10 protein-coding genes are annotated in these 14,230 nt (G+C 67.2%); 8 read left to right on the top strand and 2 right to left on the bottom strand.

The window, feature by feature from the left end; all coding sequences use genetic code 11:
* Positions 1–86: 86 nt before the first annotated feature.
* The 7 genes from AC13GF_RS12810 to AC13GF_RS12780 all read left to right on the top strand — a co-directional run bounded on the left by AC13GF_RS12810 (position 87) and on the right by AC13GF_RS12780 (position 10,852).
* Complete coding sequence (locus AC13GF_RS12810; protein WP_483004847.1) at positions 87–2,762, top strand: DUF2339 domain-containing protein; 2,676 nt, start codon at positions 87–89, stop codon at positions 2,760–2,762.
* Positions 2,759–4,135 carry a DUF3999 domain-containing protein gene (locus AC13GF_RS12805; RefSeq protein WP_483004846.1) on the top strand — a complete coding sequence of 459 codons (1,377 nt, stop codon included), beginning with the start codon at positions 2,759–2,761 and terminating at the stop codon, positions 4,133–4,135. Before AC13GF_RS12810 ends, AC13GF_RS12805 begins: the two co-directional genes overlap by 4 nt.
* 654 nt (positions 4,136–4,789) lie before the next feature.
* Entirely contained in the window at positions 4,790–5,965 is a 1,176-nt protein-coding gene (locus tag AC13GF_RS12800) for a phosphoglycerate kinase (RefSeq protein ID WP_032127869.1), read from the top strand.
* Positions 5,962–6,615 carry an HAD hydrolase-like protein gene (locus AC13GF_RS12795; RefSeq protein WP_126930586.1) on the top strand — a complete coding sequence of 218 codons (654 nt, stop codon included), beginning with the start codon at positions 5,962–5,964 and terminating at the stop codon, positions 6,613–6,615. The genes AC13GF_RS12800 and AC13GF_RS12795 overlap by 4 nt, the downstream gene beginning before the upstream one ends.
* Positions 6,616–6,823: 208 nt before the next feature.
* Positions 6,824–8,290, top strand: a complete 1,467-nt coding sequence (gene pyk / locus AC13GF_RS12790; RefSeq protein ID WP_126930587.1) for a pyruvate kinase — start codon at positions 6,824–6,826, stop codon at positions 8,288–8,290.
* Between the two features lie 279 nt (positions 8,291–8,569).
* Positions 8,570–9,574 carry a class I fructose-bisphosphate aldolase gene (locus AC13GF_RS12785; protein ID WP_126930588.1) on the top strand — a complete coding sequence of 335 codons (1,005 nt, stop codon included), beginning with the start codon at positions 8,570–8,572 and terminating at the stop codon, positions 9,572–9,574.
* Between the two features lie 129 nt (positions 9,575–9,703).
* Positions 9,704–10,852 carry an ABC transporter substrate-binding protein gene (locus AC13GF_RS12780; protein WP_483004845.1) on the top strand — a complete coding sequence of 383 codons (1,149 nt, stop codon included), beginning with the start codon at positions 9,704–9,706 and terminating at the stop codon, positions 10,850–10,852.
* Positions 10,853–10,943: 91 nt separating this feature from the next.
* Here AC13GF_RS12780 and AC13GF_RS12775 read toward each other — a convergent pair whose 3' ends face one another.
* On the bottom strand, positions 10,944–11,543 hold the full coding sequence (locus AC13GF_RS12775; protein WP_126930633.1) for an O-acetyl-ADP-ribose deacetylase: 600 nt from the start codon (positions 11,541–11,543) through the stop codon (positions 10,944–10,946).
* Positions 11,544–11,754: 211 nt separating this feature from the next.
* Complete coding sequence (cysK, locus tag AC13GF_RS12770; RefSeq protein ID WP_126930632.1) at positions 11,755–12,714, bottom strand: cysteine synthase A; 960 nt, start codon at positions 12,712–12,714, stop codon at positions 11,755–11,757.
* A gap of 208 nt (positions 12,715–12,922) precedes the next feature.
* On the opposite strand from cysK, the gene AC13GF_RS12765 reads away from it, so the two are divergent.
* Positions 12,923–13,906, top strand: coding sequence for a LysR family transcriptional regulator (locus AC13GF_RS12765; protein ID WP_010481448.1), 984 nt, complete (start codon positions 12,923–12,925; stop codon positions 13,904–13,906).
* The last annotated feature ends 324 nt before the right edge of the window (positions 13,907–14,230 follow it).

Raw genomic sequence — 14,230 nt, 5'->3', positions numbered from 1 at the left:
GTTCGTCGTTTATGGGGCCAGCCCTGTCGTAGCATGGGGCGGTCGACCGCTGCCGCTGGGGCGCGGGATTGCAATGGAAGCATGCAATGGAAGCATTGATAGCCCTGGTGGTACTGGTCCTGTTGGCCATCCCGCTGCTGCTGGTGGTGGCGCTGGTGATGATTGCCGGCCTGCGCCGCCGCGTGGCCGCGCTGGAAGGTGCCCTGTCCGCCGCGCCGGCCGCCCGGCCGGTTGCAGCCGAGCCTGCGCCAGAACGGGCTGCGCCCATGCCTGCGGCCGGCGCCGATCCGCCGTTCCTGCGGCCGGTGGCGGCTGCCGCACCGCCTCCCCCCCAGCCAACGCCGCCGCCGGTGCGCGAAGCGGTGCCTGTGGCAGCGGAGGCGCCGCGCCCGGTCGCACCACCGCCGGTGCCACACGCGCCGGTACAGCCGCCGCTGCCTTCCGAACCGGCACTGCCCAACTTCATCGAGCGTGGCCTCGGAGCGGTCAAGCGCTGGTTCACCGAGGGCAACGTGCCGGTCAAGATCGGCATGCTGGTGCTGCTGGCCGGTGTTGCCGCGCTGCTGAAGTACGTCAGTGACCAGGGCTGGCTGGTGCTGCCGATCGAGCTGCGCCTGGCCGGTGTCACCGTGGGTGCGCTGGGCCTGTTGGCGTTCGGCTGGCATCAGCGCGAGCGCCGGCGCCTGTTCGCACTGGCGCTGCAGGGTGGTGCCATCGGCGTGCTGCTGCTGACCATCTTCGCCGCGTTCAAGCGGTTCGAGCTGCTCAACCCCGGATTTGCCTTTGCCAGTTCGATCGCGCTGGTGGCCGGGTTGTGCGTGCTGGCGGTGGTGCAGAACTCGCGCACGCTGGCGGTGCTGGGCATCCTCGCCGGCTTCATGGCACCGCTGTGGCTGTCCACCGGCAGTGGCAACCACGTGGGGCTGTTCAGCTACTACGCGGTGCTCAACGCTGGCATCTTCGCCATCGCCTGGTTCCGTCCATGGCGTGCGCTGAACCTGCTCGGTTTCGCCTTTACCTTCGGCATCGGCACGTTCTGGGGCGTGCTGCAGTACGCGCCGGACAAGTTCAGCAGCACCGAGCCGTTCCTGCTGCTGTTCTTCGCCTTCTACCTGTTGATCCCGCTGCTGTACGCGCGCCGGCAGCCCGCCGGACGGCGTGACCTGGTCGACGGCAGCCTGGTGTTCGGTACGCCCTTGGTTGCCTTCTCGATGCAGGCCGGCATGCTGCACGAGCAGCCGATGACGCTGGCGCTGTGCGCACTGGGCCTGGCGGCGATCTACGCCGTACTGGCGCGGGCACTGATCGCGCGCGCGTCGTACACCGTGCTGGCACAGTCGCATGCGGTGCTGGCGGTGGGCTTCGCCACGCTGGCAGTGCCACTGGCATTGTCTGCGCGTGCCACCGGCGCGGTGTTCGCGCTGGAAGGTGCGGGCCTGGCCTGGCTGGGCCTGCGCCAGAAACGCTGGCTGCCGCAGGTGTCCGGTGCGTTGCTGCAGATCGGTGCTGCGTTCGCCTTTGTGGCCGGCGCCGACCACTGGCTCGAAGACGCACGCTTCCTACTCAACCCGACCGCCATCGGTGCGTTGCTGCTGGCCGTGGCCGGGTTCGCCTCGGCGTGGAGCTATCAGCGCAGGGAGCGCCACGAGATCGCACTGGTTTACTACCTGTGGGGCCTGTTGTGGTGGCTGGGTGGCCTGGTGCACGAGATCTTCCGCTTCTTCCCGCACCGCACGCAGGCCGACGCGTTGCTGGTGCTGGTCGCGGCCACGGCCTGGCTGGCGGCTGAAATGCAGCGCCGCCAGCCGGCGCGCGCACTGGGGGTGACCGCGTTGGCGATGCTGGCCCTCGGCTTCCCGCTGGCGCTGATGCAGAGCGATGCGCACCAGCAGCCGTTCGCCGGCTATGGCGCACTGGCCTGGGCGGTGTTCGCGGCATTGGGCGTGCGTACGTTGCTGTGCCTGCGCCAGGGCGGCAACACCGTGGCACGCATCGCGCAGTTCCTGTGGTGGCTGCTGTGGCCGTCGCTGCTTTCGTTGCTGGGCCTGTGGGGCGGCGGCGAGGCCGGGCTGGCACAGGGCTGGACGCTGCTGTTGTTCACGCTGCCATGGCTGCTGATGGCGGCGCTGTCGTTGTGGCGCTGGGATGCACTGCGTTGGCCGCTGGGGGCTGCCTTCGACAGCGTGCGCCTGCCGTTGCAGTGCGTGCTGTTCGGTCTGCTGTCCGCAGGCTGGTTGTTCGGCCAGTTGCTGCCGGGTGACGCAGCGCCGCTGCTGTGGCTACCGGTGTTGAACCCGGCCGAGCTGGGCCAGTGGCTGAGCCTGGCGTTGCTGGCGCGCTGGCTGTACAGCGCGCAGGCGCCGCAGTCACTGGTGAAGATCCGGCTGCCGCTGTTGGCATTGGCCACCTTCGTCGCGCTGACCAGCCTGGTGCTGCACGGCGTGCATCAGTGGGGCGGCCTGTCGTGGAGTGCGTCGATGATGCGTTCCAGCCTGGCGCAGACCAGCCTGACCGTGCTGTGGAGCGTGCTCGGCGTGATCGCCTGGGTCTGGGGCTCGCGCCGCGGCCAGCGCGTGTTGTGGATGGTGGGTGCGGTGCTGATGGGCGTGGTGCTGGCCAAGCTGGTGCTTGTCGATCGCCAGCACCTGGGCAACCTGCTGGGCATCGCATCGTTCATCGCCTACGGCCTGCTGTGCACGGTCGTGGGTTATCTGGCACCGGCACCGCCCAGCGCGGCGCCGACCGTGGAGGAAAAACAATGAAGACGTGGAGCAGGGCGCTGCTGCCGGCGATGTTCGGCATGCTGGCAGCCGTCACCGCACAGGCCGCCGATTACCGTACCCAGTACGCCGAGCAGTGGCCGCTGACGTTGTCCAGTGCACAATCGGGTGCCTACCGTGTCGTGCTGGAACCGGCGATCTACCGTCGCGCCGGTAGTGCGGACCTGGGCGATGTGCAGGTGTTCAATGCTGCCGGCCAATCGTTGCCGTCGGCATTGCTGGCGCCGGACCAGCCGCTGGCACAGCCGCCGGTGCAGCGTGAGCTGCCGTGGTTCGCGTTGCCGCCGCTGGCCGAAGCACAGCGCAACGACCTGCAGTTGCTGACCGAGCGCGATACCGATGGCCGCGTGCGTCGCGTGGAAGCGCGCGTGAGTGGCGGTGCCGTGGCCAACGGGCAGGGCGGTTGGCTGATCGACGCCAGTGTGCTGGGCCAGCAGCCGCTGGCGGCGCTGGTGCTGGATTGGGCCGAGAGTGGCCAGCCGTTGCAGGCACAGGTGCAGCTGGACGTCAGCGACGACCTGCAGCACTGGCGTGCGGTTGGCCGCGACATCCCGCTGGTGGATCTGCAGCGCGCCGGCAAGCGCCTGCTGCAGCGCCGCCTGCAGGTGGATGGTGAAGCGCGCTATCTGCGCGTGCTGGCCCAGGGCGATGCGCGTCTGCCAACGTTGCGCAGCGTACTGGCCGAGTTGCCGCCGGCACCGGCCACATTGCCGTGGGAGTGGTTGTCGCTGGAACCGACCTCGAAGGGCAAGGGCGAGTACACCTTCGAGATGGATGGTCGCTTCCCGGCGGCGCGTGCCGACGTGGCCAGCACCGACAACAGCCTGGTGCAGTGGACATTGTTCAGCCGCGATGACGAGAGCGCGGAATGGCAGCGCCGCAGTGCACCGTGGATTGCCTATCAGCTGCAGCAGGGCGCGCAGGGCCAACGGCAGCAATCAGCCGCGCAGCCGCTGGGCGGCGTGCACCGCGATCGCTACTGGAAACTGGTGGCGAACCCCGCCGAAACGGCAACTGCACCGACCCTGCGCCTGGGTTACCAGCCCGAAGTACTGGTATTCCTGAGCCAGGGCGCGGCGCCCTACGCGTTGGCGGTGGGCAGCTCGACCGCGCGCCGCACGGAGGCGCCGATTGGCGTGCTGATCGAGGAACTGCGCTTGCGCAACGACCCGTCGTGGCAGCCGACGCTGGCACGACTGGAAGGCAGCCCGGAGCCGCTGGCCGGCGAGGCGGCGCTGAAGCCGCAGCATGATTGGAAGTCGTGGTTGCTGTGGGCGTTGCTGGGGCTGGGTGTCTTGGTTGTTGGCGGCCTGGCGGTCAGCCTGCTGCGGCAGAAGCCTGCGTCTTCGGAATAGGTTCCCGCGAACGGCGCAGCCCCTCGTGGGTGGCTGCAAAGCGCGATCCCAGGGATGGGCCGAGCGGGTGGGCTGGGCAGGGGACGCCGTGAATCCGTCCCTGGAGGCTTAGCCGCGCCATCCATGGCGCGGATACCCCTGCCCAGCCCACCCGCCCGGCCTCTGACAGTTTCCGTGTGCGTCCACCCACGGAAAGAAAAAAAGAAGAGCAAAAGCTGCTTGGCTGGATGCTCTTTGTAGAGCCGAGCCCACGCTCGGCTGCTCTCCGCGAAATCTCCAGCCGAGCATCGGCTCGGCTCTACATTCCTTCTCCGTCCGACATCAGAAACCGCTCTTGCCTTTTGCCATCCGCTCTGCCTCATGAACCTGTCGAGGCCGGGGCGGTGTGGGATGGCAGGGGTGTCAGCCGCATGGATGCGGCTGCCAAGCCTCCACGGACGGATTCACGGCGTCCCCTGCCAGCTCACACCGCCCCGGCCCACCCACAGCATCACAAGGCGCCAGCGCTTTGGCTTTGGCTTTGGCTTTGACTCTGGCTGTTGCTGTTGCTGTGCGCCTCTGCCTGCCGCAGGCATCGACCCTCCCACCACCCGCACCCGATACAATGGCCGTCTGCCGTACCCGGCATCCCGTCCCTGAGCCAAAGAGTTGCCCATGTCCATCGTCCGCATGACCGACCTCGACCTCTCCGGCAAGCGCGTGCTGATCCGCCAGGATCTGAACGTGCCGATCGAGAATGGCCGCATTACCTCCGAACAGCGCATCACCGCTTCGCTGCCGACGCTCAAGCGCGCGCTGGAGCAGGGCGCGGCGGTGATGGTCACCTCGCACCTGGGGCGCCCGAAGGAAGGTGTGTGGAGCGAAGCCGATTCGCTGGCGCCGGTCGCCCAGCGCCTGTCCGAGCTGCTTGGCCGTGAGGTTCCGCTGGTGCGTGACTGGGTCGACGGTGTCGACGTGCAGCCGGGCCAGCTGGTGCTGCTGGAAAACTGCCGCATGAACGTCGGCGAGGGAAAGGACGATGAAGCCCTGTCGAAGAAGTACGCGGCGCTGTGCGATGTGTTCGTGATGGATGCCTTCGGTACCGCGCACCGTGCGCAGGCCTCCACCCACGGTGTCATCCGCTTCGCCCCGGTCGCTGCCGGTGGCCCGCTGCTGATGGCCGAACTGGACGCGCTGGCGCAGGCGCTGGATGCACCGGCCAAGCCGCTGCTGGCCATCGTCGCCGGCAGCAAGGTCAGCACCAAGCTGGAACTGCTGGCCAACCTGGTCGGCAAGGTCGATCAGCTGATCGTCGGTGGCGGCATCGCCAATACCTTCATTGCTGCCGCTGGCTACAACGTCGGCAAGTCGCTGTACGAGCCGGATCTGCTGGACACCGCGAAGAAGATCGTGGCCGATGCCAAGGCGCGTGGCGCTGACATCCCGCTGCCGGTCGACGTGGTCACCGCCAAGCAGTTCATGCCCGACGCGGTTGCCGAAGTGAAGGCGGTCGACGCGGTTGCCGAAGACGATCTGATCCTGGACATCGGCCCGCAGACCGCTGCGCAGTACGCGCAGCTGATCGGCAAGGCCGGTACCGTGGTCTGGAATGGTCCGGTCGGTGTGTTCGAGTTCGAGGCCTTCAGCAAGGGCACCGAAGCGCTGGCCCGCGCCATCGCCAGCTCGCCGGCATTCTCCATCGCCGGTGGCGGCGACACTCTGGCCGCGGTCGACAAGTTCGATATCGCCCAGCAGGTCAGCTACATCTCCACCGGCGGCGGCGCGTTCCTGGAGTTCCTGGAAGGCAAGACCCTGCCGGCGGTGGCCGCACTCGACGCGCGCGGCGCATGAGTGCCGACCGCAGCAAGGATGTCCTGTTCTTCGACCTCGACGGCACGCTGATCGATTCGCAGGTGGGCATCACCGCCTGCATCGCTTACGCGCTGCAGAAGATGGACCATCCGGTGCCGCCGCAGGAAACCCTGCTGGGCTGGATCGGTCCGTCGCTGCGCACCACCTTCGCGCCGCTGTTCGTCGAACCGGCGCGGGTGGAGCAGGCGGTGGGCTACTACCGTGAGCGCTTCGACGCCGAGGGTTGGCGCGAGCACACGGTGTACCCGCAGGTGGAAGACACCCTGCGCACGCTGCATGGTCGTGGCCACCGCCTGGCGGTGGTCACTGCCAAGAACGAGCCGCACGCGCGCCGCATCCTCGCCCACCTGCCGTTCGGCGGGCTGTTCGAGGAGATCGTCGGTTCGACCCTGGACGGCTCGCGCAGCCACAAGCCGGAACTGGTCGGCGAGGCGTTGCGCCGGCTGCAGGTGCAGCCCGCGCAGTGCTGGATGATCGGCGACCGCCGCATGGACATCGAAGGCGCGCGTCACCATGGCCTGCGCAGCGTCGGTGTGCTGTGGGGCTTCGGCGGTGAGGCCGAACTCACCGAAGCCGGTGCCGGCCAGCTGGCCCGTGAGCCGGCACAGTTGGAAACGCTGCTGGCCTAGCTTCCTGGGGCGCCGAGCCCATGCTCGGCTGCTCCGGCGTGTTCCCAGCACAGCGTGGGCTCGGCTACAGCGCGCCCTGCGCCAGCGTATGTCCGGCCGATGTCCGTTCCATGACCCGCGAAGTCAGGCAGCACAAGGCTGTAACCGTATACATGCGGCGTGAAGGATGTGCTAATTTCCGTTCTTTATCGGGAGAGGCCCATTCACCATGTTCGAGCGTCAGCGTCGCACCAAGATCCTTGCCACCCTCGGTCCGGCCACTGATCCGCCGGGCGTGCTGGAGGATCTGTTCCGCGCCGGCGTCAACGTGGTGCGCCTGAACTTCAGCCACGGCGATCCCTCCGGCCAGGCCAAGCGTGCCGCCGAAGTGCGTGCTGCTGCAGCCCGCGTGGGCGTGGAAGTGGGCATCCTGGCCGACCTGCCGGGCCCGAAGATCCGCATCGAACGCTTCGCCGAAGGCAAGGTGCAGCTCAAGGCGGGTGACCGCTTCGACCTGATCGCCAGCACCAACGCCGGCCCCGGCGATGCGACCCAGGTGGGCGTCAGCTACCTCGGCCTGCCGCAGGACGTCGGCCCGGGCGATGTGCTGCTGCTCGACGATGGCCTGATGCAGCTGCAGGTGGTCGAGGTGCAGGGCGAGCGCATCATCAACACCGTGCTCAACGACGGCGCGCTGTCTGATCGCAAGGGGCTGAACAAGCAGGGCGGTGGCCTGTCGCTGGGCGCGCTGACCGAGCGCGACAAGGAGCTGATCGGCATCGTCGCCAAGATCGGTGTCGACTTCATCGCCGTGTCGTTCTGCCGCAACGCGCAGGACATGAACGACGCGCGTGAGATCGCCCGCTCGCACGGCTGCGATGCCGCGCTGGTGTCGAAGATCGAGCGCACCGAGGCGATTGAGAACCTGGAAGAGATTGTCGAGGCCAGCGACGTGGTGATGGTGGCCCGTGGCGACCTCGGCGTGGAAATCGGCGACGCCGAACTGCCGGGCCTGCAGAAGAAGATCATCAAGGCCTCGCTGGCACAGAACAAGGTGGTGATCACTGCCACGCAGATGCTGCAGTCGATGGTCGAAAGCCCGATCCCGACCCGCGCCGAAGTGCTGGACGTGGCCAACTCGGTCATCGACGGTACCGACGCGGTGATGCTGTCGGCCGAAACCGCTGCCGGTGCCTACCCGGTCAAGGCCGTGGAAGCGATGGCACGCATCTGCCTGGGCGCCGAGCGCCAGTTCCAGACCGAGACCGACTTCAACGCTTCGCCGCGCAACCTGGAACGTGCCGACCAGGCCATCGCCATGGCCACCATGTTCCTGTCGCAGCACGTAGGCGTGCGCGCGATCGTGGCGATGACCGAATCCGGTGGCACCGCCCGCTACCTGTCGCGCTTCCGCGCCAAGGCGCCGGTGTTCGCGGTCACCCGCCACGACGGTGCACGCCGCCAGATGGCACTGATGCGCGATGTCTACCCGATCAACTTCGACAGCCGTGGCCTGACCCCGCGCGAAGCCGCACGCGGCAGCATCCGCCTGCTGGTGGAAGCCGAACTGCTGCAGGCCGGTGACCGCGTCGTGTTCACCAGCGGCGAGCACATGGAAACCCTGGGGGCGACCAACACCCTGCGCCTGCTGGAAGTGGGCGAAGACGGCCGTGCCAGCGGCCTGGGCGACCTGTAAGGTACGCGCCATCGCATGCGCGCTGTCGCCCCACGATCTGCTGTGCAGATCGTGGGCCCCTTCTTACCAGCATCCAGACCCCCGCCGCTGCGCGGCCGCCCCCTGACTCAGGGGGCACTCGTCCCGGGATCCGGGTTTGCGCGGTACCCACGCTCAGTCCGCATGGGTCAATGATTGTCCCGCGCGGACATTGGAATCGTTTCCAGACTGGCCTGCACGTCGGCGCAACGGGCGGCGGGGCTATACTTACGTTTTTCCCGCACCCGCCACAGGAAGTACATGAGCATCGAACAGCTGGCTGAAACCGCCCAGGCCATGGTTGCCCCGGGCAAGGGCATCATCGCGATCGACGAATCCACCGCTACCATCGCCAAGCGTTTCGCTGGCGTCGGTATCGAGAATACCGAGGAGAACCGTCGTGCCTACCGCGAACTGCTGCTGACCACGCCGAAGCTCAACGAGCACATTTCCGGCGCCATCCTGTTTGACGAAACCATCCGTCAGTCGACCAAGGACGGCGTGCCGTTCGCCAAGTACATGGCCGACCACGGCATGATTCCGGGCATCAAGGTGGACAAGGGTGCGCACCCGCTGGCCGGCTGCCCGGGCGAGCTGGTGACCGAGGGCCTGGACGGCCTGCGCGAGCGCCTGCAGGAGTACTACAAGCTGGGTGCGCGCTTCGCCAAGTGGCGTGCGGTGATCAACATCGGCGAAAGCATTCCGTCGGGCACCTGCATCGAGTCCAACGCCCACGCGCTGGCCCGCTATGCCGCCCTGTGCCAGGAATGCGGCCTGGTGCCGATGGTCGAGCCGGAAGTGATCATGGACGGCGACCACGACATCGAGACCTGCTACGAAGTCACCGAAGCCACCCTGCGTTCGCTGTTCGATGCCCTGTACCAGCAGAACGTGCTGCTGGAAGGCACCATCCTGAAGGCCTCGATGGTCATCTCCGGCAAGGGCTGCGATGAGCAGGCCGACGCAGAGGAAGTGGCAGAGTCGACCGTGATGTGCCTGAAGAGCACCGTGCCGGCCATCCTGCCGGGCGTGGTGTTCCTGTCCGGTGGCCAGAGCGACGAGCAGTCCACCGAGCACCTGAACGCGATGAACCAGCTGGGCAACCTGCCGTGGCCGCTGAGCTTCTCCTACGGCCGCGCCATGCAGCAGGCCGCGCTGAAGCTGTGGGCCAAGGACATGAAGGGCAACTACGCTGCTGCCCAGAAGACCGTGTACGAGCGCGCCAAGGACAACGGCCTGGCCGCGCTGGGCAAGTGGAACGGTTGATCCGTCCCATCGCTGGATGAACAAGGCAACGCCGGCATCACGCCGGCGTTTGCTTTTGCGGGTATCGTTTCCGCCCCCACGCGCCCGGCCGGTGCGTGGGAACCACATGGAAGGCCAAGGAGAAACAACATGCGTTTGGCAGCAATCACACTGGCCGTAGCCACGGTCCTGGTCGCCGGCGGGTGCAACCGCATCGGTGGCGGCGGCGCAGAGGCAGGCAAGGCCGCGTCGCTCGATTTCGACAAGCCGGTGTCCGGCGAGATCACCTCGCGCAGCGGCATCAACTTCAACGACGGCAGCCATCACCAGCTCTACCAGATCAAGCTGGAAGACAGGGAACTGGTCGGCCTGAAGCTCACCGGCGCACTGACCGGCTCGATCGCCGTGTTCAGCAACGGCAGCCTGGTGTCTACCAGCAATACCGGTTACGAACGCGAAGGCGATGTCTCGCTGGCCTTCCGTGCCAACGGTGGCGGCACCTACCAGGTGGCGGTCAACGCCAACGGTCCGAGCGCCTTTGGTCCTTACCGCCTGCGCGCCGAGAAGCTGAAGCCGTACGACGGCAAGCCGCTGGCAGGTAGTGGCGAGATCGTCGACATGCTGGCCAGCAACTCGCAGGACTACACCCTGCAGGTGGAGAAGGCGGGCCTGTACGAGATCCGTCTGGTCTCGGATGTCTTCGATCCGGTGCTGAAGCTGTCCGGCCAGGGCGTGGATGCCGAGAACGATGATGGTGGCGACAGCACCAACTCGCGCCTGAACCTTTCGCTGAAGCCGGGCAAGTACACGCTGACTGCGCGCGGCCTCGGCGACGGCGTCAATGGCATGTTCACCCTGTCGGCCACCCGCATCGAGCTGCCAGGCAACCTGGTGGACCGCGACGGCACGGCACTGCCGAAGTCGGGCAGCGCGTACACCATGCTCGACAACGAAGGCCGCCGCCGCTTCCTGCTGACCCTGGATCGTCCGGCCGACGTGCGCCTGGATGCGATTTCCAGCCAGGTCGATACCGTGCTGCGTGTGGTCGGCGCCGCCGTCGAACTGACCGACGACGACGGTGGCAATGGCACCAACGCACGCCTGGAAGAGACCCTGCCGGCCGGTCACTACACGGTGGACGTGTCCAGCCTGAACAACGGTGCGGGCCTGGTGGAAGTACGGGTGCAGGTCGAGGGTGCCAGCGCCGACGGTGCTGCCGCCTCGGCCGCGCGTGCCGCTGCCGATGCCGCCGCCGTGGCCGATGACGCCGCTGCTGCGGTCGAAGCTGCCAGCCGTTGAGGTGATCCACGCGCAGCGTGGATGACATCAAGGCTGCAACGGAAAAGGCCGGGCAATGCCCGGCCTTTTCTTTTACCTGCAGTGCGGTGGTTCAGTGCGCAGCGGCGAAGCCCGCATCGCCCAGAGGCGGCAGCACCGACGCGCGCGGTTCGTTGTCCGTGCTTTGTCCCGCGGCTGTCAACGCCTGCTGGTAGGCCTTCGCGGTGGCAGTATTGAACGCCACCAGCACGATGCGCATCGGCTGTGCATGGCTGCGCTGCCACGCCAGTGTTTCGGTCACTGCGATCTGCGCGGCCTGGTACAGCGGATAGCCATACACGCCGCAGCTGATCGCCGGGAACGCGATCGACTTCACGCCCAGCGATTCGGCCAGCTGCAGCGATTTCCAGTAGCAGTTGGCCAGCAATGCCGGTTCGTCGCGCTGGCCGTCGTGCCAGACCGGGCCCACCGTGTGCAGTACATGCCGCGCCGGCAATGCATAAGCGTCAGTGGCGCGCACTTCGCCGGTCGGGCAACGCACGCCCGCGCGCAGTTCCGGCAACCGCTCGCACTCGGCCAGCAATGCCGGGCCGGCTGCGCGATGGATCGCGCCGTCGACGCCGCCACCGCCGAGCAGTGTTTCATTGGCCGCGTTGACGATCGCATCCACCGCCAGGGTCGTGATATCGCCCTGCCAAACTTCGATCTTCATGCGTCCGTCTCCTGCCTGTGAGGTGTTCCGCGCAGCATCTGCGCCGGCTGTTCCCACGGTAGGGGACAGGGCATCGATACTGCGTCATGACCGTCTCACGCGCTGCGATCCGACGGCCTTCACGCACGATGGCGGGCGACGCCTTCACGCAGGCTGAAGCAGAAGGGGATCAGAGCCTTTTCCCGACGGAAAAGGGATCCGACCCTGTGCATTACGGCAGGCCGGCCAGCCAGTCGTCGTCGGAACCCTCATTCACATCGGCGAACAGCGGCGTGGAGAAATAGCGTTCACCGGTGTCCGGCAGCATCGCCAGGATCACCGAGCCCGGTTCAGCACGGGCCGCCACGTCCAGCGCGCTGGCCACGGTAGCGCCGGCGGAGATGCCGACGAAGATGCCTTCTTCCGCAGCCAGTCGGCGTGCGGTGGCGATGGCGCGGTCATCTTCCACCGTCACCAGTTCATCCACCACATCGCGGTTGAGCACGTCCGGCACGAAATCCGGCGTCCAGCCCTGGATCTTGTGCGGCTTCCAGTCATCACCCTTCAACAGTGCGGCGCCGGCCGGTTCGGTGGCGATGATGCGGGTCTGCGGTCGCGCGACCTTCAGCACTTCGCCAACACCGGTGAGCGTGCCGCCGGTGCCCCAGCCGCTGACGAAGTAGTCCAGCCGCTTGCCGGCGAAGTCGCGCAGGATCTCAGCGGCGGTGGTGTTGCGGTGGTACGCCGGGTTGGCCGGGTTGGCGAACTGGCTGGCCAGGAACCAGCCGTGCTGCTCAGCCAGTTCGGCCGCCTTGCGCACCATGCCGCTGCCGCGTTCGGCGGCCGGGGTCAGGATCACCTTGGCGCCATAGGCGCGCATCAGCTTGCGGCGCTCCACCGAGAAGGTTTCGACCATGGTGGCCACGAACTTGTAGCCGCGCGCGGCGGCGACCATCGCCAGTGCCACGCCGGTGTTGCCTGAAGTAGCTTCGACGATGGTGTCGCCCGGCTTGAGCACGCCACGCGCTTCGGCGTCGAGGATGATTGCCAGCGCCAGGCGGTCCTTGACCGAGCCGCCCGGGTTGAACGACTCGACCTTGGCGTAGACGCTGACCTGTGGGGGCGCCAGGCGCTGCAGCCTGACGATGGGGGTGTTGCCGACGGTATCGAGGATGGAGTCGTACAGGGCCATGGAAGCGCTCCGGAAACGGGGCCGCGCCGGGCTTCGGCGGGCGAAGGGGGAGGGCTGGCTGTTCAGGCCAGCGGCTGCCGGCTGACCGTAGCGCCGGCATATGACGCCCGGAAATGACCAGATACCTTTCTTAAACAACCTTTGGTTATAAGCTGGTGACGGCAATTGACCCTAGAGTGGACCTCCGCCCCCACATCGCCCGCCTGCCATGACGCTGACCCAGCTGCGCTACCTGGTTGCCATCGCCGACGCCGAGCTGAACATCACGCTCGCCGCCTCGCGCGTGCATGCCACTCAGCCTGGCCTGTCCAAGCAGCTCAAGCAGCTGGAAGACGAGCTCGGCTTCCTGTTGTTCGTGCGCAAGGGCCGCAGCCTGGAGTCGGTCACCCCGGCCGGCACCGAGGTGATCGCCCGCGCCCGCGCGGTGCTGGCCGAGGCCAACAACATCCGCACCTACGCGGCCAACCAGCGCCGCGAGAGCCAGGGCCAGCTGATCCTGACCACCACCCACACCCAGGCGCGCTTCGTGCTGCCGCCGGCGGTGGCAGCGATCAAGCAGGCCTACCCGCAGGTGAGCGTGCACCTGCAGCAGGCCGGCGAAGCCGACGCGCTGGATCGCCTGAACCAGGGTGACGCGGATATCGCCATCATCAGCACCGCCGGTGGTGAGCCCACCGATGGCATCGCGGTGCCTCTGTTCCGCTGGCGGCGTCTGGTGGTGGTACCGAAGGGCCACCCGCTGGACCGTGCGGGCCGCGCACCGGACCTGGCCGCGCTGGCCCGCCAGCCATTGATCAGCTACGAATCCTCGACCCGCCCCAACTCGTCCCTGCAACGCGCCTTCGCCGCCAATGGGCTGGTGCCCGACCTGGCACTGACCGCGCTCGATGCCGATCTGATCAAGACCTACGTGCGTACCGGTCTGGGCGTAGGCCTGCTGGCCGAGATGGCGGTCAGTTCCAACGACGAAGACCTGAGATCGTGGCCGGCGCCGGACCCGATCAGCGAGTGCATTGCCTGGGCGGTACTGCCGCGCGACCGCGTGCTGCGTGATTACGCGCTGGAGCTGGTGCACGTTCTGGCTCCACAGATCGATCCGCGCGATCTGCGGCGGGTGCTGGATGGCAACCAGGCGGCCGCGTGGCCAGTACCACCGACCTGGGAGTCACTGACCCAGACCATCACGGTGTGAGGTTGGTCGAGCAGGGCTTGCAGCCCTGCACCCACTACGACATTCAAGCAACAGCAACAGCAGAAGCGGCATTCCGTGGGTTGGCGGGGCGGTGTCGGAGTGCGGGGACGCTGCAAGTACGTCCCTGTAAGCTTGGCAGCCGCATCCATGCGGCTGACACCCCGCACTCCGACACCGCCCCACCTCTGACAGATTCCGATGGCTGTTGGTAGGTGTCGACCTTGGTCGACACGGTAGATCCACGCCATGCGTGGATGCTTCTGGATTCCAATTCGAAATATTCGATTCCGATGGAGATTCATCCACGCATGGCGTGGATCTACT

The sequence above is a fragment of the Stenotrophomonas sp. 22LJNL06-5-1 genome (assembly GCF_056861455.1).
Note: the sequence above shows the minus strand (reverse complement) of the source record. Positions and strands in the feature narration are given on the sequence as shown.